The sequence below is a fragment of the Leifsonia sp. YAF41 genome, from assembly GCF_052113185.1.
In the GTDB taxonomy this organism is placed as follows: domain Bacteria; phylum Actinomycetota; class Actinomycetes; order Actinomycetales; family Microbacteriaceae; genus Cryobacterium.
On the sequence record NZ_JBFRCS010000009.1, the window covers coordinates 21,743 to 48,493 of the forward strand.

Consider the following 26,751-nt stretch of genomic DNA (forward strand, 5'->3'; position numbering starts at 1 on the left):
TTGTGTCGCTGAACCTGACTGAAACCGCCGAGGCGGCCCGGCCGCCACGCCCGGCCTCGCGCCCGAACGGCCAGTGGAAGGTCGACGGCACCGCTCCCCTCAACGGCAACGAGGAGTGGAAGCAGCAGGACAGCGGCCTTAACGTGCGGGAGCGCATCGAGCAGATCTACTCCAAGCAGGGTTTCGACTCGATCGAGGGCACCGACCTGCACGGACGTTTTCGCTGGTGGGGGCTCTACACGCAGCGGAAGCCCGGGATCGACGGCGGCAAGACCGCCACTCTCGAACCGCACGAGCTGGAAGACAAGTACTTCATGCTCCGCGTGCGCATCGACGGCGGCCAGCTCACCACAGAGCAACTGCGCGTCATCGGCACGATCTCCGAGGAATTCGGCCGGGACACGGCCGATCTGACCGACCGGCAGAACATCCAGCTGCACTGGATCCGGGTCGAAGACGTGCCGGAGATCTGGCGCCGCCTGGAGGCCGTCGGTCTCGGCACCACCGAGGCCTGCGGCGACGTGCCGCGCGTGGTTCTCGGCTCCCCCGTCGCCGGCATCGCCAGTGACGAACTCATCGACCCGACCGAGACCATCGCCGAGATCACCGCGAAGTACATCGGGGTGCCGGAGCTCGCCAACCTGCCGCGCAAGTTCAAGACCGCGCTGACCGGGCACCCGAGTCAAGATGTCGTGCACGAGATCAACGACGTCGGCTTCGTGGCCGTCGAGCACCCTCAGCTCGGCATCGGCTACGACCTCTGGGTCGGCGGCGGCCTCTCGGTCAGCCCGCGCCTCGGCGAACGACTCGGCGTCTTCGTCACCCCCGACCAGGTCGCCGATGTCTGGCTCGGCGTCGTCTCGATCTTTCGCGACTACGGTTACCGGCGACTGCGCAACAAAGCGCGGCTCAAGTTCTTGCTCGCCGACTGGGGGCCCGAGAAGTTTCGGCAGATCCTCGAAGACGAGTACCTGTTTGCGGCCCTGCCCGACGGCCCGGCCGCGCCGACCCCGACCCGCCAGGGCGACCACGTCGGCGTGCACAAGCAGAACGACGGACGCTTCTACATCGGCGTGACCCCGTTCGTCGGCCGCGTCTCCGGCACTGTTCTCACCGCCCTCGCCGATCTGCTCGAGCAGCACGGTTCCTCCCGCCTCCGCACGACGCCTCACCAGAAAATCGTGCTGCTCGACATCAGCGAGGAGAACGTCGAGCCGCTCATCACGGCGCTCGATGCGCTGGGCCTGGCCGCCCGGCCGAGCCTCTTCCGCCGCTCGACCATCGCGTGCACCGGTATCGAGTTCTGCAAGCTCGCCATCGTCGAGACCAAGCAGACGGCCACCGATGCCGTGCTCGAACTCGAGAAACGCCTCGCCGGCCTCGACCTCCCCCAGCCGATCAGCCTGCACGTCAACGGATGCCCGAACTCCTGCGCCCGCATCCAGACCGCCGACATCGGCCTGAAGGGTCAGCTGCTCGCTGACGGCAACGGCGGTCAGGTGCCCGGCTTCCAGGTGCATCTCGGCGGCGGTCTCGCCTCGGTCGGCCGTGACGAGGCCGGCCTCGGCCGCACGGTCAGGGGCCTCAAGGTCACTGCCGACGACCTCGCCGACTACGTCGAACGTCTCGTTCGCCGGTTCCTCGGCGAGCGCGATGAAGCCGAGACGTTCGCAACCTGGGCGCACCGCGCCGACGAAGGGGCACTCCAGTGAGTTCAGTAACCCCGGGTACCGATGCGCTGCGCATCAGGAAGACAGCATCCCCCGACCGGAACCCGAACCTCCGCACACCCGAACAGCTGCGCACTCTCGCCGAGCAAGCATCCGCTGAGCTCAGCGCGGCCTCCGCCGAGCAGCTGGTCGCCTGGGTGGCCGAGAATTTCGACACCGGCGTTGTCGCGGTCGCCTGCTCGATGGCGGATGCGGTGCTGCCGCAGCTCGTCGCTGATCAGCTGCCGGGCGTCGACGTGCTCTTTCTCGACACGGGCTACCACTTTGCGGAGACCTACGCGACACGCAACGAGGTGGCCGGCGCCCTCGACGTCACGATTGTCGACGTGCTGCCGGAGCAGACCGTCGCCGAGCAGGATGTGGCTCTCGGCACGGACTTGTTCGCTCGCGATCCCGGCGCCTGCTGCGCGGCGCGGAAGGTCGCCCCGCTGCACCGCGCTCTGCGCAGCTACGAGCTGTGGTTCACCGGGGTGCGCCGCGACGAGGCGCCCACCCGCATCAACACTCCCCTCATCGAATGGGATGAACGCAACCAGCTGGTCAAGGTGAACCCCCTGGCCGCCTGGAGCTTTGACGAACTGCAGGACTACGCCGCCGCGCATTCCGTGGTGCTGAACCCCCTGCTCACTCAGGGCTACCCCTCCATCGGCTGCGCGCCGTGCACGAAACAGGTCAGCGCAGGAGACGACCCCCGGTCCGGCCGTTGGGCCGGGCTCGAGAAGACAGAATGCGGACTTCACCTATGACCTCGACACCAGCTCTCCAGGCGGCACCTGTCTTCCAGGAGGCACAGCCCGATTCGACTGCACGACCCCGCCTCGACCAGCTCGACCTGCTCGAAAGCGAAGCCATCCACATCATCCGGGAGGTCGTCGCCGAGTTCGAGCGACCGGTGCTGCTGTTCTCCGGCGGCAAGGATTCCGTCGTCGTGCTGCATCTCGCTGCGAAGGCGTTCTGGCCCGGCAAGGTACCGTTCCCTGTTCTGCACGTCGACACCGGCCACAATTTTCCGGAAGTTCTCGCGTTCCGGGATGCGACGGTGGCGCGTTTGGGCATCCGGCTCGCCGTGGCCAGTGTGCAGGACTACATCGACGACGGCCGACTCCTCGAGCGCGCGGATGGAACCCGGAATCCGTTGCAGACGCAGCCGCTCTTGGATGCGATCGCGAACGGCCGCCACGATGCGGTCTTCGGTGGTGCTCGTCGCGACGAAGACAAAGCCCGTGCCAAGGAGCGCATCCTGTCGCTTCGGGACGAGTTCGGTCAGTGGGACCCACGCAACCAGCGACCTGAGCTGTGGAATCTGTACAACGGGCGCCACACCGTCGGGCAGCACGTGCGGGCGTTTCCGATCAGCAACTGGACCGAGCTGGACATCTGGCGCTACATCGAACGCGAGGGAATCGAGCTGCCGCCGCTGTACTACGCCCACGAGCGTGAGGTCTACCGGCGTGACGGCATGTGGCGGGCCGTCGGCCCGGTCAGCGCGCCCACGGCCGACGAAACGGTCGAGCTCCGCACGGTGCGCTACCGCACCGTCGGCGACATGAGCTGCACCGGCGCCGTCGAATCCGACGCCGCCACCGTTCACGCCGTCGTGCACGAGGTCGCCCAGTCAACCATCACCGAACGCGGCGCCACACGAGCCGACGACCGCATCTCAGAAGCAGCGATGGAAGATCGCAAGAAGGACGGGTACTTCTAATGACCGACGCACTGCTGGCCCGCCCACTCGAGGGCACGCTGTTCCGGTTCGCCACCGCCGGCTCCGTCGACGACGGCAAGTCGACCCTGGTCGGACGCCTGCTGCACGATTCGAAGGCGATTCTCGCCGATCAGCTCGACTCCGTCACCCGCACCTCCGTGGAGCGCGGATTCGGTGGCGAGACCGGCGGCATCGACTTCGCCCTGCTCACCGACGGCCTGCGGGCAGAGCGGGAACAGGGCATCACTATCGACGTCGCCTACCGCTACTTCGCCACCGGGCGCCGCTCATTCATCCTCGCCGACTGCCCCGGCCACGTGCAGTACACCCGCAACATGGTGACCGGTGCCACAACCGCAGACGCCGTCGTCGTGCTCATCGACGCCCGCAACGGAGTGCTCGAGCAGACGCGTCGGCACCTCTCCGTCGTGCAGCTGTTGCGCGTGCCGCACATCATCGTGGCGGTGAACAAGATCGACCTACTCGATTACGACGAAGCTGCTTTCGATCGCGTCGCCGCCGCCGTGCGCGTCGTGACCGACGAGCTGGGTATCGATGCGGTGCACGTGATCCCGGTCTCGGCTCTCGCCGGTGACAACGTCGTCGATCGCTCCGTCAACACCCCCTGGTACGACGGCCCCAGCTTGCTCGAACTTCTCGAGACGCTGCCGCTCATCGACGAGGCCGAGAGTGCCCTCGAGGCGTTTCGGCTTCCGGTGCAGTTGGTCATCCGCCCGCAGGGCGCCGTCGCCGTCGCCCCCGAAGACGCCGATTCCTATCGCGACTACCGCGCCTATGCCGGGCAGGTCGCCTCGGGCACCGTGCGCGTCGGCGACCGGGTGAGTGTCGTACCGGGCGGCGGCAGCACCGTCGTCACCGGCATCGACTTCGCAGGTGTCGACCTGGAGACGGCCATCGCCCCGCAATCGGTGGCACTCCGCCTGCGTGACGACCTCGACATCGCGCGCGGTGCCGTCATCGTCGCCTCCGATCGTGTGCCCGAGTTGAAGAAAGATCTCACCGTCGCACTGTTCTGGCTCGATCCTCGGCCGCTCCGGCCGGGTGCCCGGGTGCTGGCGAAATTCGGCACCTCCACGGTGCAGGCCAGTCTCGCCACACTCCTCGGCCGCCGAAACCTCGACACCCTGGCCCTCGAAACCGCAGACGCGCTCGAGATCAACGACATCGGTCACGCCAACATCCGTTTGGCTTCCGCGCTTCCCGCCCAGGCCTATGCGACGAACCGCCGCGCCGGCGCCTTTCTGGTGATCCACCCGCAAGACGGCGCAACTCTCGCCGCCGGAATTGTGATCGCCGACCCCTCTGAATCAGACACCACCACCGACCTCGAAACCACCATCCCCACCAACACCGACATCACGGAGAGTGCAGCATGAATCGCATCGGCCTACGCGCCACCCTCGGCACCGTTTCCCTCGGACTGATCGTGACGATGATGAGCGGATGCGCCGCGACGTCCGGCGATGCGGCTGCAGGCGATACGGCAACACCGGCCCCGGCCACGGAGCTTCGTCTCGGCTACTTCGACAACGTCACGCATGCTCCCGCACTCGTGGGCCTCGAGAAGGGCTTTTTCCAGGAGAAGCTTGGTGCCACCGAGCTCTCGACACAGATCTTCAGCGCCGGACCGGCCACCATTGAGGCGCTCAGCGCCGGGGCGATCGACGCCGCCTACATCGGGCCGAACCCGGCCGTGAACAGTTTCGTCGCGAGCGATGGTGCGTCGCTGCGTATTGTGGCCGGCGCGACCAGCGGGGGCGCCGCCCTCGTCGTGCGTTCCGGCATCGAAAGCGCCGCAGACCTGGCCGGAACCACCCTCGCCACCCCGCAGCTCGGCAATACCCAGGACGTCGCCCTGCGCGGCTGGCTGGCCAAGCAGGGCTACACCACCAGTACCACCGGTGGCGGCGACGTGAACGTCACGCCGACCGAGAATGCCCAGACCCTCACGCTGTTCCAGAACGGTCAACTCGACGGAGCCTGGCTTCCCGAGCCGTGGGTGTCACGACTCGTGCTCGAAGCCGGCGCACACGTGCTCGTTGACGAGGCATCCCTCTGGAAAGACGGCGCCTTCCCGACCACGGTTCTCGTCGTGCGCGCCGACTACCTGAAGGAACACCCCGACGCCGTGCAGAGCCTCCTTGCCGGGCACGAGCAGTCCGTCGCCTGGCTGAACGACAATTCGGCTGAGGCGGCCACGGTGATCAACGCCAAGCTCGCCGCCGACACCGGCAAGGCGCTGTCCGATCCCGTGATCACCCGTGCCCTCGAACACGTCACCTTCACAACGGACCCGCTGGCTTCGACGTTCCCCGTGCTCCTCAAAGCAGGCGTTGCCGCCGGCACCGCCAAGCAGGGCGATGTGCACGGATTGTTCGACCTGTCCGTGCTGAACAAGGCGCTCGTGGCCGCGGGGCAGAAGCCCGTTTCGGCCGGAAAACTCGGAACTGAGTAGCCGATGACCGACCGCAGCCCCCGTGACAGCGCAATCCAGATCGACGCCGTCAGCAAGCGATTCAGCCCCACGGGGCCACTCGTGCTCGACAACGTGACTGTTTCAATCGAGCCGGGCGAGTTCGTCTGCCTGCTCGGCGCATCCGGCTGCGGCAAATCGACGTTGCTCAACATCATCGCCGGCTTGGAGCACCCGAGCTCCGGCACCCTCACGGTGGCCAGCGGCAACGCCGCAGTGATGTTCCAGGATGCTTCGCTCCTCCCCTGGTTGACGGCCGGCCGCAACGTGGAGCTTGCGCTCCGACTGCGCGGAGTGCCGCGAGCCCGGCGTCGCAGCCAGGCGCTCGAACTGCTCGACGTGGTCAATCTCGCGGACGCGTCCCACAAGCGTCCGCACGAACTCTCCGGCGGAATGCGGCAGCGGGTCGCCCTCGCCCGCTCGCTCGCGCAGGACCGCGAGGTGCTGCTGATGGACGAACCGTTCGCCGCGCTCGACGCCATCACCCGCGACCTGCTGCACGAAGAACTCGAACGCGTCTGGCGAGAAACCGGCCGCACGATCGTCTTCGTCACGCACAATGTGCGCGAGGCGGTCAGGCTCGGCCAGCGGGTGCTGCTGATGTCGAGCCGGCCAGGCCGGATCGCCAACGAGTGGCGACTCAACGGTCGCGAACAGCGACGCCTCGACTCCTCAGAGGCCTCCCTTCTCTCCGACGAGATCACCGAGCACCTCCGACAGGAGATCCGCCGCAATGCTGCCTGAAACTTCCCACCCACTGCTCATCCTCGACGAGTCCCCTCTCGATGTTCGAACCAATGCGGACCTGCGCACGCTCGAATCCGGGCTCGATGCCCTGCAAAGCGTCGCGATCACCGAAAAGGGTCCCTGGCGACGATTCATCGACGGCGTGCTGCCGCCCGTGCTCTTTCTGATCCTTCTGATTGCCGCCTGGCAGCTCTACGTCGTGATCGCTCGCCCGCGCCCCGATCTCGCGCCCGGACCGCTCGACGTCGCCGCATCGATCGGCGACCTCTGGGCAGACGGCCGGCTCCAACTCGCCGTGCTCACGAGCCTCGAACGCGGAGGGATCGGCTTTCTGATCGCGATCGCCATCGGCACACCGCTCGGCCTGCTGCTCGCGGAGTGGCGTCTGCTTCGCCGCGCCCTCGGTCCGCTTCTCTCCGGCCTGCAGGTGCTCCCCTCTGTCGCCTGGGTGCCGGCCGCGATCTTGTGGTTCGGGCTCTCCGACGCCACCGTCTACTTCGTCATTCTGATGGGAGCGATCCCGTCGATTGCGAACGGCTTGGTGTCGGGCATCGACCAAGTTCCGCCGCAGCTGCGTCGCGTCGGAACGGTGCTCGGCGCCAACCGCGGTCAACTCGCCACCCTGGTCGTGCTCCCCGCGGCGATGCCCGGCTACTTCGCCGGCCTCAAGCAGGGCTGGGCCTTCTCCTGGCGTTCGCTGATGGCCGCCGAGATCATCACCATGGGCGGCACGATCGGTTTCGGCCTCGGCTCGATGCTGCAGCAGAGCCGCGAGCTTGCCGACCTGTCGGGCGTGCTCGCCACGATCCTGGTCATTCTTTTCATCGGCATCCTGGTGGAACTCGTCGTCTTCGCCCCGATCGAGCGCACGCTGTTGCGCAGCCGGGGCCTTCTGCAAGGGGGAACCCGATGACCGACAGCATCCTGTACCCGCTCGGTCTGCACCTGGCCGGTCGCTCCGCGGTCGTCGTCGGGGGTGGAGCCGTCGCCGCGCGTCGGGCCGCCGGGCTCGTCGCGGCCGACGCGATTGTCACGGTCATCGCCCCCGAAGCCGGCAGTGATCTGCGCGCACTCCTGCTCACTGGGGCGGTCACCTGGCTGGAACGCGGCTACCGCACCGGCGACCTCGACGGCGCCTGGCTCGTGCACACCGCGACGGGTGCGGCGGATGTCGACACGCAGGTCGCGGCCGACGCCGAGGCTGCTCGGGTGTGGTGCGTGAATGCCACCGACCATCGCAGCTCGGCCGCCTGGGTTCCCGCCGTCACGCGCGGTGACGACGTGACCGTCGCCGTGTCGGCGGGCGGCGATCCGCGCCGGGCGATGGCCCTGCGCGATGCGATCGGCCACGCCCTCGACGCCGGCTCGCTGCCGCTTCGGCACCGCCGCCGCAGGGCAGGAACGGGCACGGTTCACCTCGTGGGAGGCGGGCCGGGCGACCCTTCCCTGATCACGGTGCGCGGGCGCCGCCTGCTCGCCGAAGCCGATGTCGTGATCAGTGATCGCCTCGGCCCGCGCTCCCTGCTCGGCGAATTGGACGCCGAGGTGCTCGTGATCGATGTCGGCAAGCTCCCGGGGCATCATCCGGTTCCGCAAGACGAGATCAATGCGCTCCTCGTCGAACATGCCCGTGCGGGCCGGCGCGTCGTGCGCCTGAAAGGCGGCGATCCCTACGTGCTCGGGCGCGGCGGCGAAGAGGCAGAATTCTGCCGCCGCCACGGCGTGACCGTCGAAGTGGTGCCGGGCGTGACCAGCGCCATCTCGGTGCCGGCTGCGGCCGGCATTCCGGTCACTCACCGCGGCGTGGCCACCGGTTTCACCGTCGTGACCGGGCACGAGCAACTCGCCTCGCTGCCCGGCGGCCGCGACCACACCGTCGTGCTGCTCATGGGCGTCGGGGCGCTGGCCGGCTCGGCCGCAGTGCTGGCGCAGGGGGTGCGCGGCGGCGAATGCCCGGTCGCGATCATCGAAGACGGCTACGGACCGAACCAGCGCGTCACGATCGGCACGCTCGACACGATTGCCGCGCAGGCTGTGGCCAGAGAAGTGCGGTCGCCGGCTGTCATCGTCGTCGGCGCCGTCGTCTCGTTGAGCCCGTATTCGTCCTCCCCTGCACACTCCCCTCAGCATTCAGACACCTCATTCGCCGACAGCACACCCCGAAAGGCCCACCCATGACCCGGTCGCATCCTGCGTCCTCCCCCGTCCGCGTTGCGATCATCGGCGCCGGCCCTGCCGGCATCTACGCCGGCAACATCCTGGCCGCTGCCGTGCGCGACGCCGGTGCCGAGGCGAGCATCGACCTGTTCGATGCGCTGCCCGCCCCCTATGGGCTGATCAGGTACGGCGTCGCTCCCGACCACCCGCGCATCAAGGGCATCGTGAACTCGCTGCACGAGATGCTCGATTCGGGGATCATCCGCTTCATCGGCAACGTGACCTACGGTGTCGACCTCACCCTCGACGACCTGCGCACGCACTACCACGCGGTCATCTTCGCCACGGGCGCCATCCGCGATGCCGACCTCGACGTGCCCGGCATCGACCTGCCCGGCTCGTTCGGCGCCGCCGACTTCGTCTCCTGGTTCGACGGGCATCCGGATGCCCCGCGCGACTGGCCTCTCGACGCGACCGACGTGGCCGTGATCGGCAACGGCAACGTCGCCCTCGATGTGGCCCGGATGCTCGCCAAGCATGCCGACGACCTGCTGTCGACTGACATCCCCGGTAATGTCTACGCCGGGCTCGCCGGGTCGCCCGTCACCGACGTGCACGTCTTCGGCCGGCGCGGACCCGCCCAGGTGAAGTTCACGCCGATCGAACTGCGTGAACTCGCCGAGGTTCCCGACGTGGACGTGATCGTCTACGAGGAGGACTTCGCGCCCGACGAACACGGCGAGCAGAGTGTCGCCAAGAACAACCAGCTCAAGGTCATGACGCGCACGTTGCGGGGCTGGCTCGACACCGAGCAGACGGGCGCCTCGCGGCGGTTGCACCTGCATTTCTGGCACGCTCCCGCCGAGGTGTACGGCGACGGCCGGGTCGAGGGGATCCGCTTTACGCGCACCGAGCCGACCGGCGACGGCGGGGTGCGCACAACGGGCGAGATTCGCGATTTTCCGCTGCAGGCGGTCTACCGTGCGGTGGGCTACCGCGGCAGCGCGCTGCCCGGGCTACCGTTTGACGACGAACGCGGCGTCATCCCGAACGACGGCGGTCGCGTGTTGGACACCTCGGGCGCGCCGATTCCCGGTCTCTACACGACCGGCTGGATCAAGCGCGGCCCGGTGGGTCTGATCGGCCACACCAAGGGCGACGCACTCGAAACGGTCGGCACGATCATCGCCGACCTCGACTCGCCGGCCGGGCTTTCCGAGCTTTCCGAGTCTGCGGCCGGGGATGCCGAGGCGATCCTCGCGGTGCTCGCGAGCCGCGGCATCCGTTTCACGACCTGGCCGGGGTGGCTCGCTCTCGATGCGCACGAACGGATGCTCGGCACCAGTGATGAGTCGCCCGTGGAGCGGGAGCGCGTCAAAGTGGTGTCGCGCGATGAGCAGGTCGACGTGTCCCGCGCCGGCACCCTGATCACCTCATGACCTACGTCATTGCGTTGCCCTGTGTCGATGTCAAAGACCGGGCCTGTATCGACGAATGCCCGGTCGACTGCATCTATGAGGGCGAGCGGTCGCTCTACATTCACCCTGATGAGTGCGTCGACTGCGGCGCCTGCGAACCGGTCTGTCCGGTCGAGGCCATCTACTACGAAGACGACCTGCCTGAACTGTGGAGCGACTACTACACGGCGAATGTGGCGTTCTTCGATGAAATCGGATCACCGGGCGGTGCCGCGAAGGTGGGCACCTACAGCTTCGACCACCCGATCATTGCGGCGCTGCCCGCGCAGGGCGGCGCTCATGAGTAGCCTTCCCGACTCCTACGATTGTGTCGTCATCGGCGGCGGGCCGGCCGGGCTGTCTGCCGCGCTCAACTTGGCGCGTGCCCGCAAACGGGTGCTCGTCGTGGACAGCAACCGGCCGCGCAATGCGGCGACGATGATCTCGCACGGTTTTCTCACACGTGACGGTGTGCCTCCGCATGAGTTGCGCCGCCTCGCCCGGGAGGAGCTCGCGCAGTATCCGGGGGTCGAGGTGCTGCAACGCGCATCGGTGCGGGCGGTGCGAGCGTTGGCGGCGGACGAGGACGACATCCCGCTGGCCGGTGTTGCCGACGTCGAGCGACCCGATCGCTTCGAAGTGGAGATCACCGGCGCCACCCCGGCTGCCGGGCGAGTGGTGCAGAGCCGGTCGATCGTGGTCGCCACCGGATTGCGCGAAACGCTGCCGGCGCTGCCGTCGATCCGCGCGTACTACGGGATGAGCCTGTTCAGCTGCGTCGCCTGCGACGGATACGAACAGCTCGATCTCCCGCTCGCGCTCATCGGCGAGACCGACGACTTACTCGAACGTGCCCTGCTGGTCGCCCAGTGGACCAGCGCGTTGACCGTCTTCACCAATGGAGTCGCACGTCTCAGCGTCGCCGACGAGGCGGTGCTCGCGGCCCACGGCATCCGTCTCGATCGACGGGTCATCGACGATCTGGAAGGTGAGCGGGGCGCGCTCTCGGCCGTGCGCTTATTCGATGGCGAACGGGTGCCGGTCACCGGCGGTTTTGTGCGCCCGTTGTGGCATCCGGTCGTCGATTTTCTCGAGGGGTTGGCGCTCGACACCGACGACGACGGGCATCTGGCCACTGATCGCGACGGGCGAACCGCCGTGCCGGGAATCTACGCGGCAGGTGACGTCGCCGCGCCGGGCCCGCAACAGCTCATCGTTGCTGCGGGCGCTGGTGCGCGGGTCGCGGCGATCATCACCCACGATCTGCTCGGGGTGACGACCTCGCACTGAACTAGTGGCTGCCGTCGACGAGCTTGAGCCCGACGACACAGCCGACGAGGCCGAGAATGAGCAGCACCTTGATCAGCGAGGCTGGTTCGCCACTGAAGATCATCGCGTAGAGCACGGTGAGGGCTGCGCCGATGCCGACCCAGACCGCGTAGGCGGTGCCGATCGAGATGTCACGCATGGCGTAGGCGAGCCCGCCCATGCTGAGCAGGATCGTCACGCCGAAGATGATCGACGGCCAGAGCTTGGTGAAGCCCTCGGATTTTCCGAGCGCTGTCGCCCAGACGGCTTCGAGTACTCCGGACGCAATGAGAATGATCCACGACATGGCACACTTCCTTGGCCAGTCTTGTCGCGTTCCGGGTACTGATCCCTCGTCCGGGGCCGGGTGGGCGGCCTGCAGCCAGACTAGCAAACCGGGCTGATCAAGCGCTGGGCAGCGATCAGCGCCGGCGCGCGAACGCGAAGAGGCCGGGGGCGGATGCCGCATCAGTCGCCAGGTCGGCGAGGATGCGGCCGACGCTCGGCGTGAACTTGAAGCCATGTCCGCTGAAGCCGGCGCCGACGATGACCGGGCCGACCCGATCGAGCACGAAGTTCTCGTCGGCCGTGGTCGTGTAGGTGCAGCTGACCGGTTCGAGCGCGTCGGCGTCGGCGCCCGGCAGCCACTCGCGCACATACCGTTGCAGGGCGGCGAGTTGCTGGGGTTCGGGCAGGAAACTGCGCCGATCGGGATCGACGACCGGACCGACTCCGTGCCAGCCGGCCTTCACGCCCTGACCCGGCGTGTACATGCCGTAGACCGGCGAATACCACCAGGCCGAGTCCGGCCGTGAGCGATCGACGTTGTGATTGAACCCGGGCCAGTCGGTGGAGGCGCGGGCGTCGGCATCCGCAGCCTGATCGCGCAGCGCGAAGTGGGCCGGCTGCTCTTGCGTGACGACCAAGCGCGGGAGGGCGGCGATCGGCAGCGCGTCTTCCAGCAGCGTGGTGGTCCAACCACCGACCGTGACCACCACGCGCCTGGCGTCGATCACACCGGTCTCGGTGGTCACACGCACGTGATCGTCACCGAGCACGTCGAGGCGCAGCGCCCGCGTGTTGTGCCGCACGTCAGCCCCGGCCGCCGCGGCCGCGCGTTGCAGGGCTACCACCGCGGCATCCGCGTTCAGCCGACCGGCGTCGGGGGCGTGCAGCACGCGCCCCTCAAAACGGATGCCCGGCCAGCGCTCGTCCGCCGCCTCTGGTGTCAGAAACTCAGCGCTCAGACCCACCGTTGCGAGGCCGGCGGCGATGTCATCGAAACCTTGGTGCGGCCCGTGATTGACGATGCCGACCTGGTCGAGCACTCGGCTGCCGGACTCTGCCTCGAGTTCGCGCCAGAGCGGCAGCGCCTCGGCGAGCATCGCCAGGTACGTGGGATCGGAGTAGGCCGTGTTGAAGTTGCGGGACGCCCCATGCGAAGCGCCGTTCGTGTGTCCGGGAGCGAATCGTTCCAGCAGCGTCACCGGGCGGCCACGGCGCGCGAGCTGCCAGGCCGTCGCCGACCCCATCGCCCCGCCACCGATCACAACTGTCTCGAGCATCTGCGTCATGCGATCCATCCTGCCGCACTCACTACATCCGTTTCACGCAGGCAGCCCGACCCGGCCTTCACCGATGTTCCCCGGGTTACGTCACATTCCTTCCGCGCCACGACGTGGGCACTAGCGTGGTGCCATGGCTGATCGCGAATACGGTTTTTCGACGCGCGCAATTCACGCGGGCAACATCCCCGACCAGGTGACGGGGGCCCGCGCACTGCCGATCTACCAAACGAGTGCGTTTGTGTTCGATGACACGGCGGATGCCGCGGCCCGGTTCGCCCTGCAGAAGTACGGAAACATCTACTCACGCTTGTCGAACCCGACGACCGCTGCGTTCGAGGAACGCATTGTCAGCCTGGAAGGCGGCCTCGGCGCCGTCGCCACCGCGAGCGGCCTGGCCGCGCAGTACATCACCTTCGCCAGCCTGGCCGGATCCGGTGATCACATCATCTCCTCCGCCAATCTCTATGGCGGTTCGATCACCCAGCTCGACGTGACCCTGCGCCGCTTCGGCGTCGAGACGACGTTCGTACAGAGCGCCGACCCGGCCGACTATGCCGCCGCGATCACCGACAAAACCAAGCTGATCTTCGCCGAGACGGTGGCCAATCCGTCGGGCGAGGTCGCCGACATCGAGGGACTGGCCGCCGTTGCGCACGCCGCCGGCATCCCGCTGATCATCGACTCGACGATCGCGACCCCCTACCTCTGCCGCCCCATCGAGTGGGGCGCCGATATCGTCATCCACTCGGCCACCAAGTTTCTCGGCGGACACGGCACCACGCTCGGCGGCGTCGTCGTCGAAAGCGGCCGGTTCAACTGGCACAGTGAGCGCTTTCCGTTGTTCAGCGAACCCGTGTCGAGCTATGGCGGCCTGGAATGGTCGGGAAACTTCGGCGAATACGCCTTTCTCACCCGCCTGCGCGCGGAGCAGCTGCGTGACATCGGGCCAACCCTGGCGCCGCATTCCGCGTTCCTGCTCGCGCAGGGCGTCGAAACCTTGCCGTACCGGATGCAGGCGCACGTGAACAACGCCCGTATCGTGGCCGAATGGCTGAATGCCGACCCGCGCGTCGACTACGTCAACTGGGCCGGGCTGCCGAGCCACCCTCACTATGAACGCGGCCTCAAGTACCTGCCGAAGGGGCCGGGCAGCGTGTTCAGTTTCGGTGTGAAGGGTGGGCGCGACGCCGGCCGCACCTTCATCGAATCGGTCGACCTGGCCAGTCACCTCGCCAACATCGGCGACGCGAAGACGCTCGTGATTCACCCCGCATCCACCACTCACGCCCAGCTGACCGAGCAACAATTGCAAGATGCGGGCGTGCTGCCCGGGCTCGTGAGGCTCAGCGTCGGCATCGAAGACGTCGAGGACATCATCTACGACCTCGATCAGGCACTGGCCCAGGCTACGGGAGGATCGAAATGAGCTCGGATGCGATCACCGAAGTAGGCGCCACCGGTGCCGCCGGAGCTGGCACCGAAGCTGTCACTGACGCGACAACGGATGCCGCTGCCACCGCTGACTCCGGCGAGACCACGGTTCAGCTGGCGAACGGGCTGAGCTGCTCGGTTCCCACGAACTCACCGCTGGCCAAACTGCTGCATTCGCAGCGCACCTGGGAGGGACCCGACGCGAAGGCACGGTTGAAACTGCTGCGCGCAGCGAAGTCGATCGCCATCGTCGGCGCCTCGCCGAATCCGGCCCGCTCGAGCTACTTCGTGGGCACCTACCTGCAGCAGTCGAGCGACTATCGGGTCTACTTCGTCAACCCGAACGCCGACACCATTCTCGGCGAGAAGGCCTATCCCGACCTCGCGTCGCTGCCCGAGGTGCCCGACATCGTCGATGTGTTCCGCAAGGCCAGCGACATCCCGGCGGTCATCGACGAGGTGCTCGCTATCGGCGCCCCGACGGTCTGGGTGCAGCTCGGAATCTGGAACCAGGAGGCCGCCGAATACGGCGAATCGAAGGGCCTCGCCGTGGTGATGGACCGCTGCCTCAAGATCGAGCACGCCCGTTTCAACGGCGGATTGCACCTGCTCGGCTTTGACACCGGGCAGATCACGGCGCGCAAGACCATCCGCTAGCTCGCGCCGCTCCGCGGGGGTCGACACTCATTTCCTCCCTCTTCTTCCTCCCTTCTTCCTTCCTCCCTCCTCCTCCACTCGTCACGCCCGGTTTCGGTGGCTAACTCCGGTAATCCCGGGCGGCATCCGTTTGCTGCCGCACTGGACCGCGGTTGTCGACGGCGCAAGTCGCGGATTACCGGAGTTAGCCATACACCGAGAAGCGGAGTGAGCGGCACGCGCCACGACCGGGAACCGGGTGAGGGAGGTGATCGGTAGGATCGGCAGAGTGGTTTTCACCCCTGATCCGCGCATTCGTGTCGCGATCCTCGGCCCCGTGCTGGTGGCGGGACGCGACGGCGTTCTCGTCCCGCCGTCGGGCGCGCTCGGACAGAGCCTGATTCGGTCGCTGGCGCTGGCCCGCAATCACGCGCTGAGCACCGATGCCCTCATCGACGACCTCTGGGGCGACGAACCGCCGGGCAACGCGAAGGCGGCGCTTCACACCCTGGTTTCCCGCCTGCGCGGAGTGATCGCCGACGACCTCCTTCTCTCGACGCCCACGGGTTACGCCCTCGCATTGGATGCCGACGAGACCGACGTCGGTCTGGCCCACGCCCTGCACGCCCAGGCTTCAGCATCGGCCACCACCGATCCGGCAACAGCGCTCGCCCTCGTCGACGAAGCACTCTCACTCTGGCGCGGCGGAGCCGATGACGGGTCTCCGGCGCTCAGTCAGCTGAATTCCTCGCTCGCGCGTACCCGAATTGAGCTCCTGATCGCACTCGGCGAGAACGCGGCAGCGCTGGCCGACATTGACGCGCTTATCGCGATTGATCCGCTCGATGAACAGCTGACCCTCGCGCGAATGACCTGCCTCGCCGCCGTCGGCCGCACCACTGACGCGCTCCGGCACTTTGCCGACTACCGCGCATTGCTGAGCGAGCAACTCGGAACTTCCCCGTCCCGTTCCCTCGTCGATTTCAATGCGGCGCTTCTGCGGGCCGACGACGACGCTGACGACGGCGCCGACCGCACGCGTGACGCGCAGACCGCTCGCGCGGCTGCGACGCCGCGCCGCCGCATCGGCCTCCGCCTTGCGCCCAACCAGCTGATCGGCCGAGGCGATGACCTCGCCGCCGTCGAAGATCTGCTCCGCCGCGCCCGTCTCGTTACCGTCCTCGGCCCGGGTGGCCTCGGCAAGACCCGACTGGCGCAGGAATTGGCACACCGTTCGAACGCCGCGTCGGTCATCGTGGTTGAGCTGGCCAGTGTCGGCAGCGACGACGACGTGACACTCGCACTCGCGACGACACTGGGCATCCGGGAGCGCTCGGCTGGGCAGCGCCTGAGCGAGGTTCCGGCCGGCGACCTGCGGTCTCGCATCCTGGCCCAATTGGCCGAGCAGGAGACCCTGCTCGTTGTCGACAACTGCGAGCATGTCATTGACGGCGCGGCCGGTTGGGTCGCAGACATTCTGGCAAGCACGGCGAGCGTGCGCGTTGTGGCGACGAGCCGCAGCCCGCTGGCCATCGGGGCCGAGCGGGTCTATCCGCTGGGTTCCCTCTCCAGCAACGCCGACAGCGACACCGACAGCGACGCCGACCACGACGAACACCATCCCGATAAGCAGCACAACGGCCCGGCCGTGCAGCTCTTCGTCGACCGGGCCACCGCCGCACGTCCGGCCGCTGTACTCCCCCGTGACGCAATTGCCCGGCTGTGCACCAAGCTCGACGGGATGCCGCTCGCGATCGAACTTGCCGCGGCGCGCATCCGTTCGATATCGGTCGAGGAGATTGAGCGTCGGCTGCAGAACCGCTTCGCCCTGTTGACGATCGGCGATCGGTCCGCCCCAGAGCGGCACCGCACATTGCAGGCCGTCATCGACTGGAGCTGGAACTTTCTGTCGCCCGGCGAGCAGACCGCACTGCGCCGGCTGTCCCGATTCGCCGACGGTTTCGGTTCCGACGCTGCAGAATTCGTCGCTCCGGGGCCCGAGATTGTCGACCTGCTCGACGCGCTGGTCCGGCAGTCGCTGCTCAGCGTGAGTGAGAGCCCTCCCACCGGTCAGTTGCGGTATCGCATGCTCGAAACCGTGCGCGAATTCGGGGCCATCAAGCTGGCGGATGCCGGTGAGAGCGCTGCCGTGCAGCAGTCGATGTTCCGCTGGGCCGAGGCGTTCTGCCTCGAAAACTACCCGCAGCTTGATGGGCCGGCCCAGCTCGAGAGCTACCATCTCATCGAACTCGAGCACGACAATCTGCTGGCTATCCTGCGGCTCGCCGTCGCGGCTGAGCACCCCGACACCGTCGTGAGCGTGTTCGCGGTGCTCGCCCAGTTCTGGACGATGCGCGGCAATCACAGCGAGGTCGCCACGTTCGGCGAGATGATTCTCGCGGCCACCGCCCGCTACAGTCCGGATGCCGCCCACACCGACGTCGCGGCGGCCAGCCTGATTTCGCTCGCGACGATCTTCTCGGTCACCAACGACCGTGCCGCCGCGCCGGCGCTCAGCGGCCTCCGAAAAATCCTGAGATCCGGCGCTCCGCTCCGCCCGCGTCTGGGCGCCATCGCCGGTTTTCTGCTCGCTCCCGGCGGACCGATCGGCGCGATCGGACACCTCGAGTCGATGCGGCACTCCCCCGACGACTCGGTCGCGCTCGTCGGTTCTCTCGTGGTGTCGCAGCTGGCCGAGAACGACGGCGACTTCGAACGAGCGGATGAGGCGGGCCGCACGGCCTGGAGCATCGCGTCGGCCCGCGGCGACGTGTGGGCCGCGTCGATGGCGGCCTCGATGGTCGCCCAACTCGCAAGCCAGCAGAATCACCCCACCGAATCGTTGCTCTGGTCGGCCAGGGCCGAGGTGGGCCTGCGTGCGTTGAACGCCGAGGAGGACCTGCATCAACTCGAGTGGATGCTCGGCGCCAATCTGATCAGCCTGGGCCGACTCGACGAGGCCCGCGTCGTCTTCGACCGCTACCTGAACGCATCCGTCGTGAACTCCCGCAACGTCGACCTGCGGTCGATCGGGTTGGCCGGGCAGGCCGAACTAGCACGCGCCGAAGCACGCTATGAGGATGGGGCCCGGCTGTACCTCGAGACGGTGTGCACATTCTTGGGTGCCCGGGATCGCGGATCACCCTGGTTTCTGATGGCCACGGCCGGGCTCATCGCGGCCTGGATCACCGACGAAACCGGCAAACCTGCAGAAATCGCCCGGCACGCCGGGATCCTACGCTCCCGCGTTCTGGCACAGAAACGTGCACGGCCCGAATTCGTCGACAAGCCGGTGCTCGGCACCGCGGCCCTCGGTTATGCACTGTGGGCACTCAGCCAGAGCGCGCACCGCGACCTCGGGCTCGATCTCCTCGCCGTGGCTGAGGGATTGCACTCCCGTCAGGATCTGCCGGTGCTGCATCTCGACGTCCATCTCGCGGCCGCCGAGAGGACCGTGGGTGCAGAGGCGCTGGCTGCTGCGCGAGAGTCTGTCTCCGTTTTGTCACTCGGCGAACGAGCGAATCGTGCGCACGAGCTCTTCGCGCGGCGGCTCGACGCGCAACCGCAACCATAAACGCACTCGACGTACGCAGTTGCCACGACCGGAAAACCCCGGCCGTCACGAATGCGTGACGAACCGGGGGCTTCGACGAACCGGAATCTGCCGACCGCTAGGCCTTGAGCATGTAGGCCCTCACCGTCAGCGGCGCGAAGATCGCCACGATCACCGCGGCACCGATCAGCGCGAACGCCGCATCCGGACCGAGTGTTCCCGAGGTGGTGACCTCCCGAACCGCCGTGACGAGGTGCGAGACCGGGTTCATGTTCACGAATCCCTGCAGCCACTCCGGCATGGTGTCCACCGGCACGAACGCGTTGGAGAGGAAGGTCAACGGGAAGAGGATCAGCATTGAGATCCCCTGCACACTGCTCGCGGTGCGTGCGATCACGCCGAAGAAGGCGAAGACCCAGCTGATCGCCCACGCGCAGAGAATCACCATCACCGCACCCATCAGCACGCCGCCGAGTCCGGCTTCGGGCCGGAAGCCCATGATGTAGCCCATCACGAAGGTGAGCGTGGTGGCGATGGCATAGCGCACCGTGTCGGCGAGCAGCGCGCCGGCGAGCGGCGAGATGCGGGCGATCGGCAGCGATTTGAACCTGTCGAACACTCCCTTGTCCATGTCCTCGCGCAGCTGCACACCCGTCACGATCGACGTGGTGATGACCGTCTGCACCAGAATTCCGGGGATGATCACGGGCAGGTAGCTCTGCACGTCACCCGAGATCGCGCCACCGAAGATGTAGGTGAACATGAGCGTGAAGATGATCGGTTGCAGGGTGACGTCGAAGAGTTGCTCCGGCGTGCGCTTGATCTTAAGCAGACCGCGCCAAGCCATCGTGAATGAGTTGCGCAGCGACTGCTCGAGGCTGACGCGATTGCCGAGGGTGCGGCCGGCACCGGGGGCAATCCGGCCGGGGGCTGGTGAAGTGGGATCCAACCGTGCAGAAGTTGCTGTTGTGGCGCTCATGCGCTGATCCTTTCGGGGTCTGATGCATGCGCATCCATGTCGGCGACGCGGTCGGCGTCGCTGTTCTCGTCATCGGCAACGCCATGGCCGGTGAGCGCGAGAAACACCTCGTCGAGCGACGGCTTCTGCACCGAGACCTCGCTCAGCCGGATGCCGGCCTCGCGGAGCACGACGAGCAGGTCGGTCACGCGATCCGGATCGCTCATCGGCGCAGTGAGGGTCGCGTCGTGCGGGGAGATCACGGATTGCACACCGAGCAGCGAGTGGATGGCCAGGCGGGCGTCGTCGAGGTCGGCCGCGTCGGTGAGGCGCAGCTGCAACGACGACTCACCGACCGAGGCCTTGAGCTCGTTGGCGGTGCCCTCGGCGACGACGATTCCGCGGTCGATCACCGCGATCCGGTCGGCGAGCTGATCGGCCTCGTCGAGATACTGGGTGGTCAGCACGACCGTGGACCCGGTCGCGACGAGGCGACGGATGGTGTCCCACATCTGTGCCCGGGTGCGCGGGTCGAGGCCCGTGGTCGGCTCGTCGAGAAAGATCAGGGGCGGCTGGGAGATCAGGCTCGCCGCGAGGTCGAGTCGACGGCGCATCCCGCCGGAGAAGTTCTTGAGCGGGCGGGAGGCCGCCTCGGTCAGCCCGAACTCCTCGAGGAGCTCGGCCGACTTGCGCTTGGATGCCGCGCGGCTGAGTCCGTGGAGCCGGGAGAACAGCACGAGGTTCTCGGTGGCGGACAGAGTTTCGTCGACCGACGCGTACTGGCCGGTGACGCCGATGAGCTGCCTGACGATCTGAGCTTCGCGCTGAACATCGTGGCCGAAAATGGTCGCGGAGCCGGCGTCGGGCCGCAGCAGAGTGGCGAGCATTCGAATCGTGGTCGTCTTACCTGCACCGTTCGGGCCGAGCACGCCGTACACGGTGCCGGTGCGAACCGAGAGGTCGATCCCGTCGACTGCGCGGTTTCCGCCGAACGCTTTGACGAGTCCGTGGGCCTCGACGGCCCAGTCGCTGGTGTTGGTTGTTGTCATGGCTCCATGCTGGAGCCGGGCGCTCACGTGGCGCTTGCATGACGCTTTCATGGCGCTGACATCGCGCCGGCCTGCCACTCCCGGCTCGGTAGCTCACCGCCTCGGCGGCCGCAGCTGCTCGAACGAGCACGACCGATCTTGCACATGCTCAGCGCATCTTCGGGGGTGCCGACCTACGATAGAACCGTGACTGCATACGTCTCGGCTCTCGACCTGTTCTCCATCGGAATCGGCCCATCCAGCTCCCACACCGTCGGCCCCATGCGGGCCGCCCTCACCTTCGCCGATCATCTCACCGAGACCGGGCGTCTCGACGAGGTCTCGCGCATCAGCTGCACCCTGTACGGCTCGCTCGGCGCGACCGGGCTCGGACACGGCACCCCCGACGCCGTGATCGCCGGTCTCGCTGGGTTCCGACCCGAATCCTGCGATCCCGATGATGTTCGCGCAGCCTGGACCGGCCTGGAAGAGGGCGCAACGCTGTCGGTGCTCGGCCGCCACAACATCCCGATCAGCAAAGACGACGTGAGCTTCGAACCGCGCACCCGTCTGCCCGGGCACCCGAACGCGCTGACGCTCTTGGCCTGGAGCGAGTCAGATGCGCTGCCAATTTTCGAGGAGACCTACTACTCGATCGGCGGCGGGTTCATCCGCCGCGACGGCGACACCCTCGGCCAGGCCACTCCGATTGTCACGCAACCGATGCCGTACTCGTCGAGTGTCGAGCTGCTCGCGCTCTGCGACGAGCACGAGCTCGACATTGCCGGAGTCGCGCGCATCAACGAGGAGTCGATTCACGGCCAGGAGAAACTCGACGCGGGCCTCGACGCCATCTGGGATGCCATGCACGTCTGTGTGGAATCCGGGTTGAAGACCAGCGGCACGCTCCCGGGCGGCCTCAAAGTGAAGCGCCGGGCTGAGGCGATTCGTATGCAGCTTGAGGAATATGACAGCCTCCCGCAGCGCGAACGCGACACCTCGACCGAGTGGCTGCACGCCTTCGCCCTCGCCGTGAACGAGGAGAACGCGTCGGGCGGTCGCGTCGTGACGGCGCCGACCAACGGTGCGGCCGGCATCATCCCGGCCGTCGGTCACTACTATCTGCGTTTCGTTCCGGGCGCGGATGCCGCGGGTCTGCGTCGCTATTTACTGACGGCCGTAGCGATCGGCTCGCTGGTCAAAGCAAATGCGTCGATCTCCGGTGCAGAAGGTGGCTGTCAAGCCGAGGTCGGCTCGGCGTGCGCCATGGCATCCGGTGCCCTCTGCGCCGTTCTCGGCGGCACCCCGCGTCAGGTTGAGAACGCGGCAGAGATCGCGATGGAACACCACCTCGGCCTGACCTGCGACCCCGTCGGCGGACTCGTTCAGGTGCCCTGCATCGAACGCAACGCCATCGCCTCGTCGACCGCGGTGTCGGCGGCCCGGCTCGCCTTGCACGGCGACGGCACGCACCTCGTCTCGCTCGACACCGTGATCGAGACAATGCGCCAGACCGGTCTCGACATGATGACCAAGTACAAAGAGACGAGCGAGGGCGGGCTGGCGGTCAACGTCATCGAGTGCTGAGGCGCACCGCGCGCTGTGGTCGATGGGATGTCTGATCAGAGGACTGTCGACACCGCGGCTGATGCCGTAGGCTGACGGAACATCTCTGGGGGACATCATTCGTTACGCACCGTCGCGCCGAAACGCACTCGTCATTGCCGCTGTCGCGGCACTCTTCACGTTGTCGGCTTGCGCCGGCACTCCGGAACCCGTCGTGACAGTCACTGTCGCCCCGAAGCCGACGAAGACAAGCACTCCAACGGCGGTTCCGTCCGCGACTCCGGCGCCGATCGTGGAACCGGCCCCGATCGAAGAGCCCGAACTGGTGCCGAACCCGGCGGTCGGCCAGCCGATCCCCAACGCTCCGGCCCCGATCGTGGAGCCCGGACCGGCCGTCGATCTCGGCGAAGCCCCTGGTGCCCGCGGCTCGACGACCAGCAACGGCGACGGCAGCCTGAGCACCTACACCGTCGTCGAGGGCGACACCTTCTTCGACATCGCGCAGCGTTTCGATGTGCCCGTTCAGCAGTTCTTGCACATGAACCCGTCGGTGCCCGGTCTCGGCGAAGACATCTATCTCAAGCAGGTCATCAACCTCGACTGGACGACGAAGCGCTAACTTCCTCGTTGGTCGAGCTTGTCGAGACCTCGGACTGTCGATCCGCAGACCCGATGACGTTCAGAAATCGGCCCGACTGATCTCGACAGGCTCGATCACCGACACGCCCGCAAGCCGAGCGCGGAATACAGTTGAGACCCTGACGCGTTTCAGCATTGGATGAGAACGCAGGCTGGGAGGCTCCGTGAGCGATGATTCTTGGCTAAGCGATGCTGAACGGCGCCGCCTGAGCAGAAAACAGAACGACAGCGCGATCGTCGCGGCACTCGCCTTCACCGGCCTCGTCGCATCCTTCATGATGACCTTGGTCACCCCCCTGCTGCCGGAACTGCCCCATCTGCTCGGCGTCTCACAGGCCGATGCCATGTGGGTCGTCACCGCCACGCTTCTCGCCGCCGCTGTCGCAACACCGATCGGCGGCCGGCTCGGCGATCTCTACGGCAAGCGACGGATGATGCTGGTGCTGCTCGGCAGCCTGATCCTCGGTTCGTTGATCGCCGCGTTCTCCTCCACCCTCATCCCGCTCGTGATCGGCCGCGCGCTGCAGGGTGCCGGGCTCGGTGTGATCGCACTCGGCATCAGCATCCTGCGTGACGTGCTGCACCGCGATCGCCTGGGCAAGGCCATTGCGCTCGTCAGCGCGACCCTCGGTATCGGCGGTGCGGTCGGTTTGCCGGTCTCCGCCCTCATCTCCCAGTTTCTCGACTGGCACATGTTGTTCTGGGCGTCGGGAACGCTCGGGGTGATCGGTTTCATTCTCGTGTTCACGCTTGTTCCGGTGAGCACCCTGCGAAGCGTTGGCACGTTCGACTACGTCGGAGCGATCGGATTCGCGGTCGGCTTGGTCGGCATCCTGCTCAGCGTCTCGAAAGGGGCGATGTGGGGATGGACCAGTCCGCTCACCCTCGGGATCGGGCTCGGCGGCGTCGCGGTGCTCGGGCTGTGGATCCTCTTCGAGCTGCGCACCGCAAGCCCGCTGATCGACATCCGGGTGGCGATGCGGCGATCGGTTCTGCTCACCAACCTCGCCTCGGTGACCGTCGGCTTCGCGTTCTTCGCCACGGCCGTCGCGCTGCCGTTGCTGCTCGAGTCGCCCACCGATACCGGTGTCGGTTTCGGGCAGAGCATGTTGATCGCGAGCCTCTGCTTGATGCCAAGCGGCCTGGTGATGTGGGCGATGTCGGGCACGGCGGCCCGGCTCACCGACCGGCGCGGCGCCCGCACTAGTTTGCTAATCGGTATCGCCGTGATCACCCTCGGCTATGCCCTCGGCATCGGCTTGATGACCGAGGTGTGGCACACGGTGCTCATTGCAACCCTGGTCGGTTTCGGTGTGGGCTTCGCCTATGCCGCGATGCCAACGCTGATCATGGCGGCGGTGCCGGCCTCGGAGACCGCGGCATCGAACGGTCTGAACTCGGTGATGCGTACCCTCGGCTCGACCACTGCAAGCGCGGTGATCGGCGTCATCCTCTCGGTGAACATCGTCACGGTGAATGGGGTGACAACTCCCAGCACGTTCGCGTTCCAGCTGACCTTTGCCCTGTGTGCCGGAGCCGCGCTGATCGGGTTGGTGCTGACTCTGTTGCTCCCCCGCCGTCAGCCGCAGTACGACACGGCGAGCCTGCCCGTTCAGACGTAGGAAGGGTTCTGCTGCGCGGCCTCGGTCGGCCCCGTCTGTGAGGCATATGGCCTTTCCGGTGGTTGAGGAGCAGCCGACGGAGGAGGCCGCGTCTCGAAACCACGCGAGCCGACCTCTGAACGTGGGTCGCGTCTGAGGATTGGGCGGCGGTGGTCACTTCGACACGCTCAGTACATCGCTCGAGACGGCCGCAGGCGGCCTCCTCGACCAGCGAGAGGGGGACGTCCGCCGCGGTCTGCCCCTTTCCGGTGGTCGAGCTTGTCGAGACCGGGTGCGCCGAGCCGTGGGAGGTGGGTGCGTTGTATGGGGCGTCCGGCGGAGGTCACTTCGACAAGCTCAGTACATCGCTCGGCAGGCTCAACCACTGGTCAACCGGCCCGTCGGGCGGGCGGAGGCCCGGCTGGTTTCGGCGGGAACAGTTCCAGCATCAGCGGGCTTTTGCTCGGCATCGGAATCGGGGTCTGGTCGGCGTCGAGGGTCACCGGTGGGATGAGCCAGTAGTCGGCTCCGGTACGCCGGATGTGCCAGTTGTTGTTGTGGAGCAGCAGGTGGTGGGCTTTGCAGAGCAGGATGCCGTCGGCGAGATCGGTTTTGCCGTGTTCGGCTTTCCAGTGGTCGATGTGGTGGGCTTCGGTCCAGGAGGCGGGTTTGTCGCAGCCGGGCCAGCGGCAGCCGCCGTCCCGGGCGGCCAGCCCGACGCGTTGCCGTGCGGTGAAGAGGCGTTGGTCGCGGCCGACGTTGATGCATTGACCGTCGTCGTCGAACTCGACGCCGGTGAGGCCGGAGCAGAGCAGGCGGTTCACGGTTTCCATCGACACCGGGTCGGGGTGCCCCTCGATCTGCCCGTGCCCGATTCGAACGAGGTCACTGCCGGGCGAGTCGGTGCAGGGGGTGGTCGGCCCGGCTGTCGGGGTCGGTCCGGCTGGCGAAATCGGAGCCAGCCGGATCGATGAGGATCCGGTCGGTGAACCGGGCATGCCCGATCCGACCGCGGTTGCTCCGGTCGGTGCAGACCCGGTTGAAGAATGGCCGGCCGAGGATCCGGTCGGTGACGATCCGGTCGACGACTGGCTGGCCGGGTTCCGGAAGGCGGGGCCCGGGATCGTGTGAGCGAGGTCACGTTCGGTGACGAGCACCCGGACGGCCGGCCGGCGGCCGAAGAACACCGTGTTCGGGTCGGCCTCGGCCGCGATCTGCAAGAGCGCGAGGATTGTGTCCGCGGCGATCTGCTCGATGCTGCGTTCGTCGTCGCGGAGCGCGTCGGCGCGGGCCTGGGTGCGCGGGTCGACGAAGCGGGGTCCGCCGCGGCGCGGTGACGTCGCCCCGTCGACGATCAACTCGACGAGGCGGCCGTCTTCCGGTGGCAGCAGCGCGGACACCCGGTACATGCCGTCGGCTTGCCGCCAGATCCGGAAACTGCGCGCATCCCGCTGGGTCTTCTCCCGCCGGGCGATCCCCTCCGCATCCAATTGGTCGCGCAAACGCCGCGCCCGGCGCAGCAACTGGTCGGCGTTCAGCGTCCCGGCCTCACCGAGCAGGAACTCCGCGGCGGCGGCGAGCTTGTCGGCGGGCACGCCCGGGTCGATGTCACCGAGGCCCTTGCGGATCGCCTCCGCCGCATCCACGGACAGGGTCCCGGCGTGGACCGCCCCGGCGACGACGGCCAGCCAGGGGGCGGCCAGGCCGGCCAGTGCGGCCCGCTGCTCGTCGGTCAAGGAGTCGGGGTCGGCCTGCCGCAGCTGGTGCTGCAGCTCCTCGTCGGCCTCGGTCTGGGTGAGCATCGTGCCGACCGCGACCAGTTTCACGGCCTCGGCGCGGGTGCCGCCGGTCGCCGACTGGATCAACTCCACCGGGGAGAGGAACCCGTTCCGTTGCGCCAACCCCGAAAACCCGAGCTCCCGGGAGGAGCGGCGGGCGATCTCCCCGGCCGCCCACGCCGCATGCGTCTCAAACGACCGCCGGATCAGGCCGAGCTGCGTCTGCGACTCCAGCAGGTCCGCATCAGAAAGTGCCGCATACCCGGCCGCGCCGTCACCGATCCGCGCGACCGCCGAGGCGGCGTCCCGGAGTTGATCAGGCAGAGGCTGATCGGTGAGATTTTGCATACTCCCAGACTAGAAAAAGGGGGTGGAACCGAAACTCGGAAACCGCA

The 26,751-nt window shown here is 67.4% G+C and carries 22 protein-coding genes and 1 riboswitch; of the genes, 17 read left to right on the plus strand and 5 right to left on the minus strand.

Annotated elements, in window-relative coordinates; translation table 11 throughout:
• The first annotated feature begins 2 nt into the window (after positions 1–2).
• From AB4Y63_RS10665 to AB4Y63_RS10715, 11 genes are read left to right on the plus strand one after another with little or no spacing between them, the layout of a single operon-like run.
• On the plus strand, positions 3–1,712 hold the full coding sequence (locus AB4Y63_RS10665; protein ID WP_441791019.1) for a nitrite/sulfite reductase: 1,710 nt from the start codon (positions 3–5) through the stop codon (positions 1,710–1,712).
• Positions 1,713–1,738: 26 nt separating this feature from the next.
• Positions 1,739–2,476: a phosphoadenylyl-sulfate reductase gene (locus tag AB4Y63_RS10670; protein WP_441791449.1), complete on the plus strand. Its 738-nt coding sequence runs from the start codon at positions 1,739–1,741 to the stop codon at positions 2,474–2,476.
• The gene (gene cysD / locus AB4Y63_RS10675; protein WP_441791020.1) at positions 2,473–3,435 is read left to right on the plus strand and encodes a sulfate adenylyltransferase subunit CysD; all 963 of its coding nucleotides are present in this window, start codon (positions 2,473–2,475) and stop codon (positions 3,433–3,435) included. Before AB4Y63_RS10670 ends, cysD begins: the two co-directional genes overlap by 4 nt.
• Positions 3,435–4,832 (plus strand): sulfate adenylyltransferase subunit 1, encoded by a 1,398-nt coding sequence (locus AB4Y63_RS10680; protein ID WP_441791021.1) that lies wholly within the window; start codon positions 3,435–3,437, stop codon positions 4,830–4,832. The genes cysD and AB4Y63_RS10680 overlap by 1 nt, the downstream gene beginning before the upstream one ends.
• On the plus strand, positions 4,829–5,911 hold the full coding sequence (locus AB4Y63_RS10685) for an ABC transporter substrate-binding protein (RefSeq protein ID WP_441791022.1): 1,083 nt from the start codon (positions 4,829–4,831) through the stop codon (positions 5,909–5,911). The genes AB4Y63_RS10680 and AB4Y63_RS10685 overlap by 4 nt, the downstream gene beginning before the upstream one ends.
• A gap of 3 nt (positions 5,912–5,914) precedes the next feature.
• Positions 5,915–6,673, plus strand: a complete 759-nt coding sequence (locus AB4Y63_RS10690) for an ABC transporter ATP-binding protein (RefSeq protein WP_441791023.1) — start codon at positions 5,915–5,917, stop codon at positions 6,671–6,673.
• Complete coding sequence (locus AB4Y63_RS10695) at positions 6,663–7,589, plus strand: ABC transporter permease (protein ID WP_441791024.1); 927 nt, start codon at positions 6,663–6,665, stop codon at positions 7,587–7,589. Before AB4Y63_RS10690 ends, AB4Y63_RS10695 begins: the two co-directional genes overlap by 11 nt.
• Positions 7,586–8,854, plus strand: a complete 1,269-nt coding sequence (gene cobA / locus AB4Y63_RS10700) for a uroporphyrinogen-III C-methyltransferase (protein WP_441791025.1) — start codon at positions 7,586–7,588, stop codon at positions 8,852–8,854. The genes AB4Y63_RS10695 and cobA overlap by 4 nt, the downstream gene beginning before the upstream one ends.
• Positions 8,851–10,272 (plus strand): FAD-dependent oxidoreductase, encoded by a 1,422-nt coding sequence (locus AB4Y63_RS10705; RefSeq protein WP_441791026.1) that lies wholly within the window; start codon positions 8,851–8,853, stop codon positions 10,270–10,272. The genes cobA and AB4Y63_RS10705 overlap by 4 nt, the downstream gene beginning before the upstream one ends.
• Positions 10,269–10,598, plus strand: coding sequence for a ferredoxin (gene fdxA / locus AB4Y63_RS10710; RefSeq protein WP_441791027.1), 330 nt, complete (start codon positions 10,269–10,271; stop codon positions 10,596–10,598). Before AB4Y63_RS10705 ends, fdxA begins: the two co-directional genes overlap by 4 nt.
• Positions 10,591–11,580, plus strand: coding sequence for an NAD(P)/FAD-dependent oxidoreductase (locus AB4Y63_RS10715; protein WP_441791028.1), 990 nt, complete (start codon positions 10,591–10,593; stop codon positions 11,578–11,580). Before fdxA ends, AB4Y63_RS10715 begins: the two co-directional genes overlap by 8 nt.
• A gap of 1 nt (position 11,581) precedes the next feature.
• On the opposite strand, the gene AB4Y63_RS10720 is transcribed toward AB4Y63_RS10715, so the two are convergent.
• Positions 11,582–11,905 carry a DMT family transporter gene (locus tag AB4Y63_RS10720; protein ID WP_441791029.1) on the minus strand — a complete coding sequence of 108 codons (324 nt, stop codon included), beginning with the start codon at positions 11,903–11,905 and terminating at the stop codon, positions 11,582–11,584.
• Between the two features lie 10 nt (positions 11,906–11,915).
• A riboswitch (guanidine-III (ykkC-III) riboswitch) is annotated at positions 11,916–11,980 on the minus strand.
• 40 nt (positions 11,981–12,020) lie between these two features.
• Positions 12,021–13,172, minus strand: a complete 1,152-nt coding sequence (locus AB4Y63_RS10725; RefSeq protein WP_441791030.1) for an FAD-dependent oxidoreductase — start codon at positions 13,170–13,172, stop codon at positions 12,021–12,023.
• A 124-nt stretch (positions 13,173–13,296) separates the two neighbouring features.
• On the opposite strand from AB4Y63_RS10725, the gene AB4Y63_RS10730 reads away from it, so the two are divergent.
• The 3 genes from AB4Y63_RS10730 to AB4Y63_RS10740 all read left to right on the plus strand — a co-directional run bounded on the left by AB4Y63_RS10730 (position 13,297) and on the right by AB4Y63_RS10740 (position 18,807).
• Positions 13,297–14,592, plus strand: coding sequence for an O-acetylhomoserine aminocarboxypropyltransferase/cysteine synthase family protein (locus tag AB4Y63_RS10730; protein ID WP_441791031.1), 1,296 nt, complete (start codon positions 13,297–13,299; stop codon positions 14,590–14,592).
• 161 nt (positions 14,593–14,753) lie between these two features.
• The gene (locus AB4Y63_RS10735) at positions 14,754–15,254 is read left to right on the plus strand and encodes a CoA-binding protein (RefSeq protein WP_441791450.1); all 501 of its coding nucleotides are present in this window, start codon (positions 14,754–14,756) and stop codon (positions 15,252–15,254) included.
• 268 nt (positions 15,255–15,522) lie between these two features.
• Entirely contained in the window at positions 15,523–18,807 is a 3,285-nt protein-coding gene (locus AB4Y63_RS10740; RefSeq protein WP_441791032.1) for a BTAD domain-containing putative transcriptional regulator, read from the plus strand.
• 97 nt (positions 18,808–18,904) lie between these two features.
• On the opposite strand, the gene AB4Y63_RS10745 is transcribed toward AB4Y63_RS10740, so the two are convergent.
• Together AB4Y63_RS10745 and AB4Y63_RS10750 are read right to left on the minus strand one after the other, a co-directional pair.
• Complete coding sequence (locus AB4Y63_RS10745; protein ID WP_441791033.1) at positions 18,905–19,765, minus strand: ABC transporter permease; 861 nt, start codon at positions 19,763–19,765, stop codon at positions 18,905–18,907.
• Complete coding sequence (locus AB4Y63_RS10750; protein WP_441791034.1) at positions 19,762–20,793, minus strand: ATP-binding cassette domain-containing protein; 1,032 nt, start codon at positions 20,791–20,793, stop codon at positions 19,762–19,764. Before AB4Y63_RS10750 ends, AB4Y63_RS10745 begins: the two co-directional genes overlap by 4 nt.
• Before the next feature lie 186 nt (positions 20,794–20,979).
• On the opposite strand from AB4Y63_RS10750, the gene AB4Y63_RS10755 reads away from it, so the two are divergent.
• The 3 genes from AB4Y63_RS10755 (at position 20,980) to AB4Y63_RS10765 (ending at position 24,599) form a co-directional block, all read left to right on the plus strand.
• A complete protein-coding gene (locus tag AB4Y63_RS10755) occupies positions 20,980–22,359 on the plus strand; it encodes an L-serine ammonia-lyase (RefSeq protein WP_441791035.1) in 1,380 nt (459 codons plus the stop codon).
• A gap of 193 nt (positions 22,360–22,552) precedes the next feature.
• Complete coding sequence (locus AB4Y63_RS10760; protein ID WP_441791036.1) at positions 22,553–22,957, plus strand: LysM peptidoglycan-binding domain-containing protein; 405 nt, start codon at positions 22,553–22,555, stop codon at positions 22,955–22,957.
• Between the two features lie 184 nt (positions 22,958–23,141).
• Entirely contained in the window at positions 23,142–24,599 is a 1,458-nt protein-coding gene (locus AB4Y63_RS10765) for an MFS transporter (protein ID WP_441791037.1), read from the plus strand.
• Between the two features lie 368 nt (positions 24,600–24,967).
• Here the strand turns inward: AB4Y63_RS10765 and AB4Y63_RS10770 are convergent, their stop codons facing one another.
• Complete coding sequence (locus AB4Y63_RS10770) at positions 24,968–26,704, minus strand: DUF222 domain-containing protein (protein WP_441791038.1); 1,737 nt, start codon at positions 26,702–26,704, stop codon at positions 24,968–24,970.
• Between the last annotated feature and the right edge of the window lie 47 nt (positions 26,705–26,751).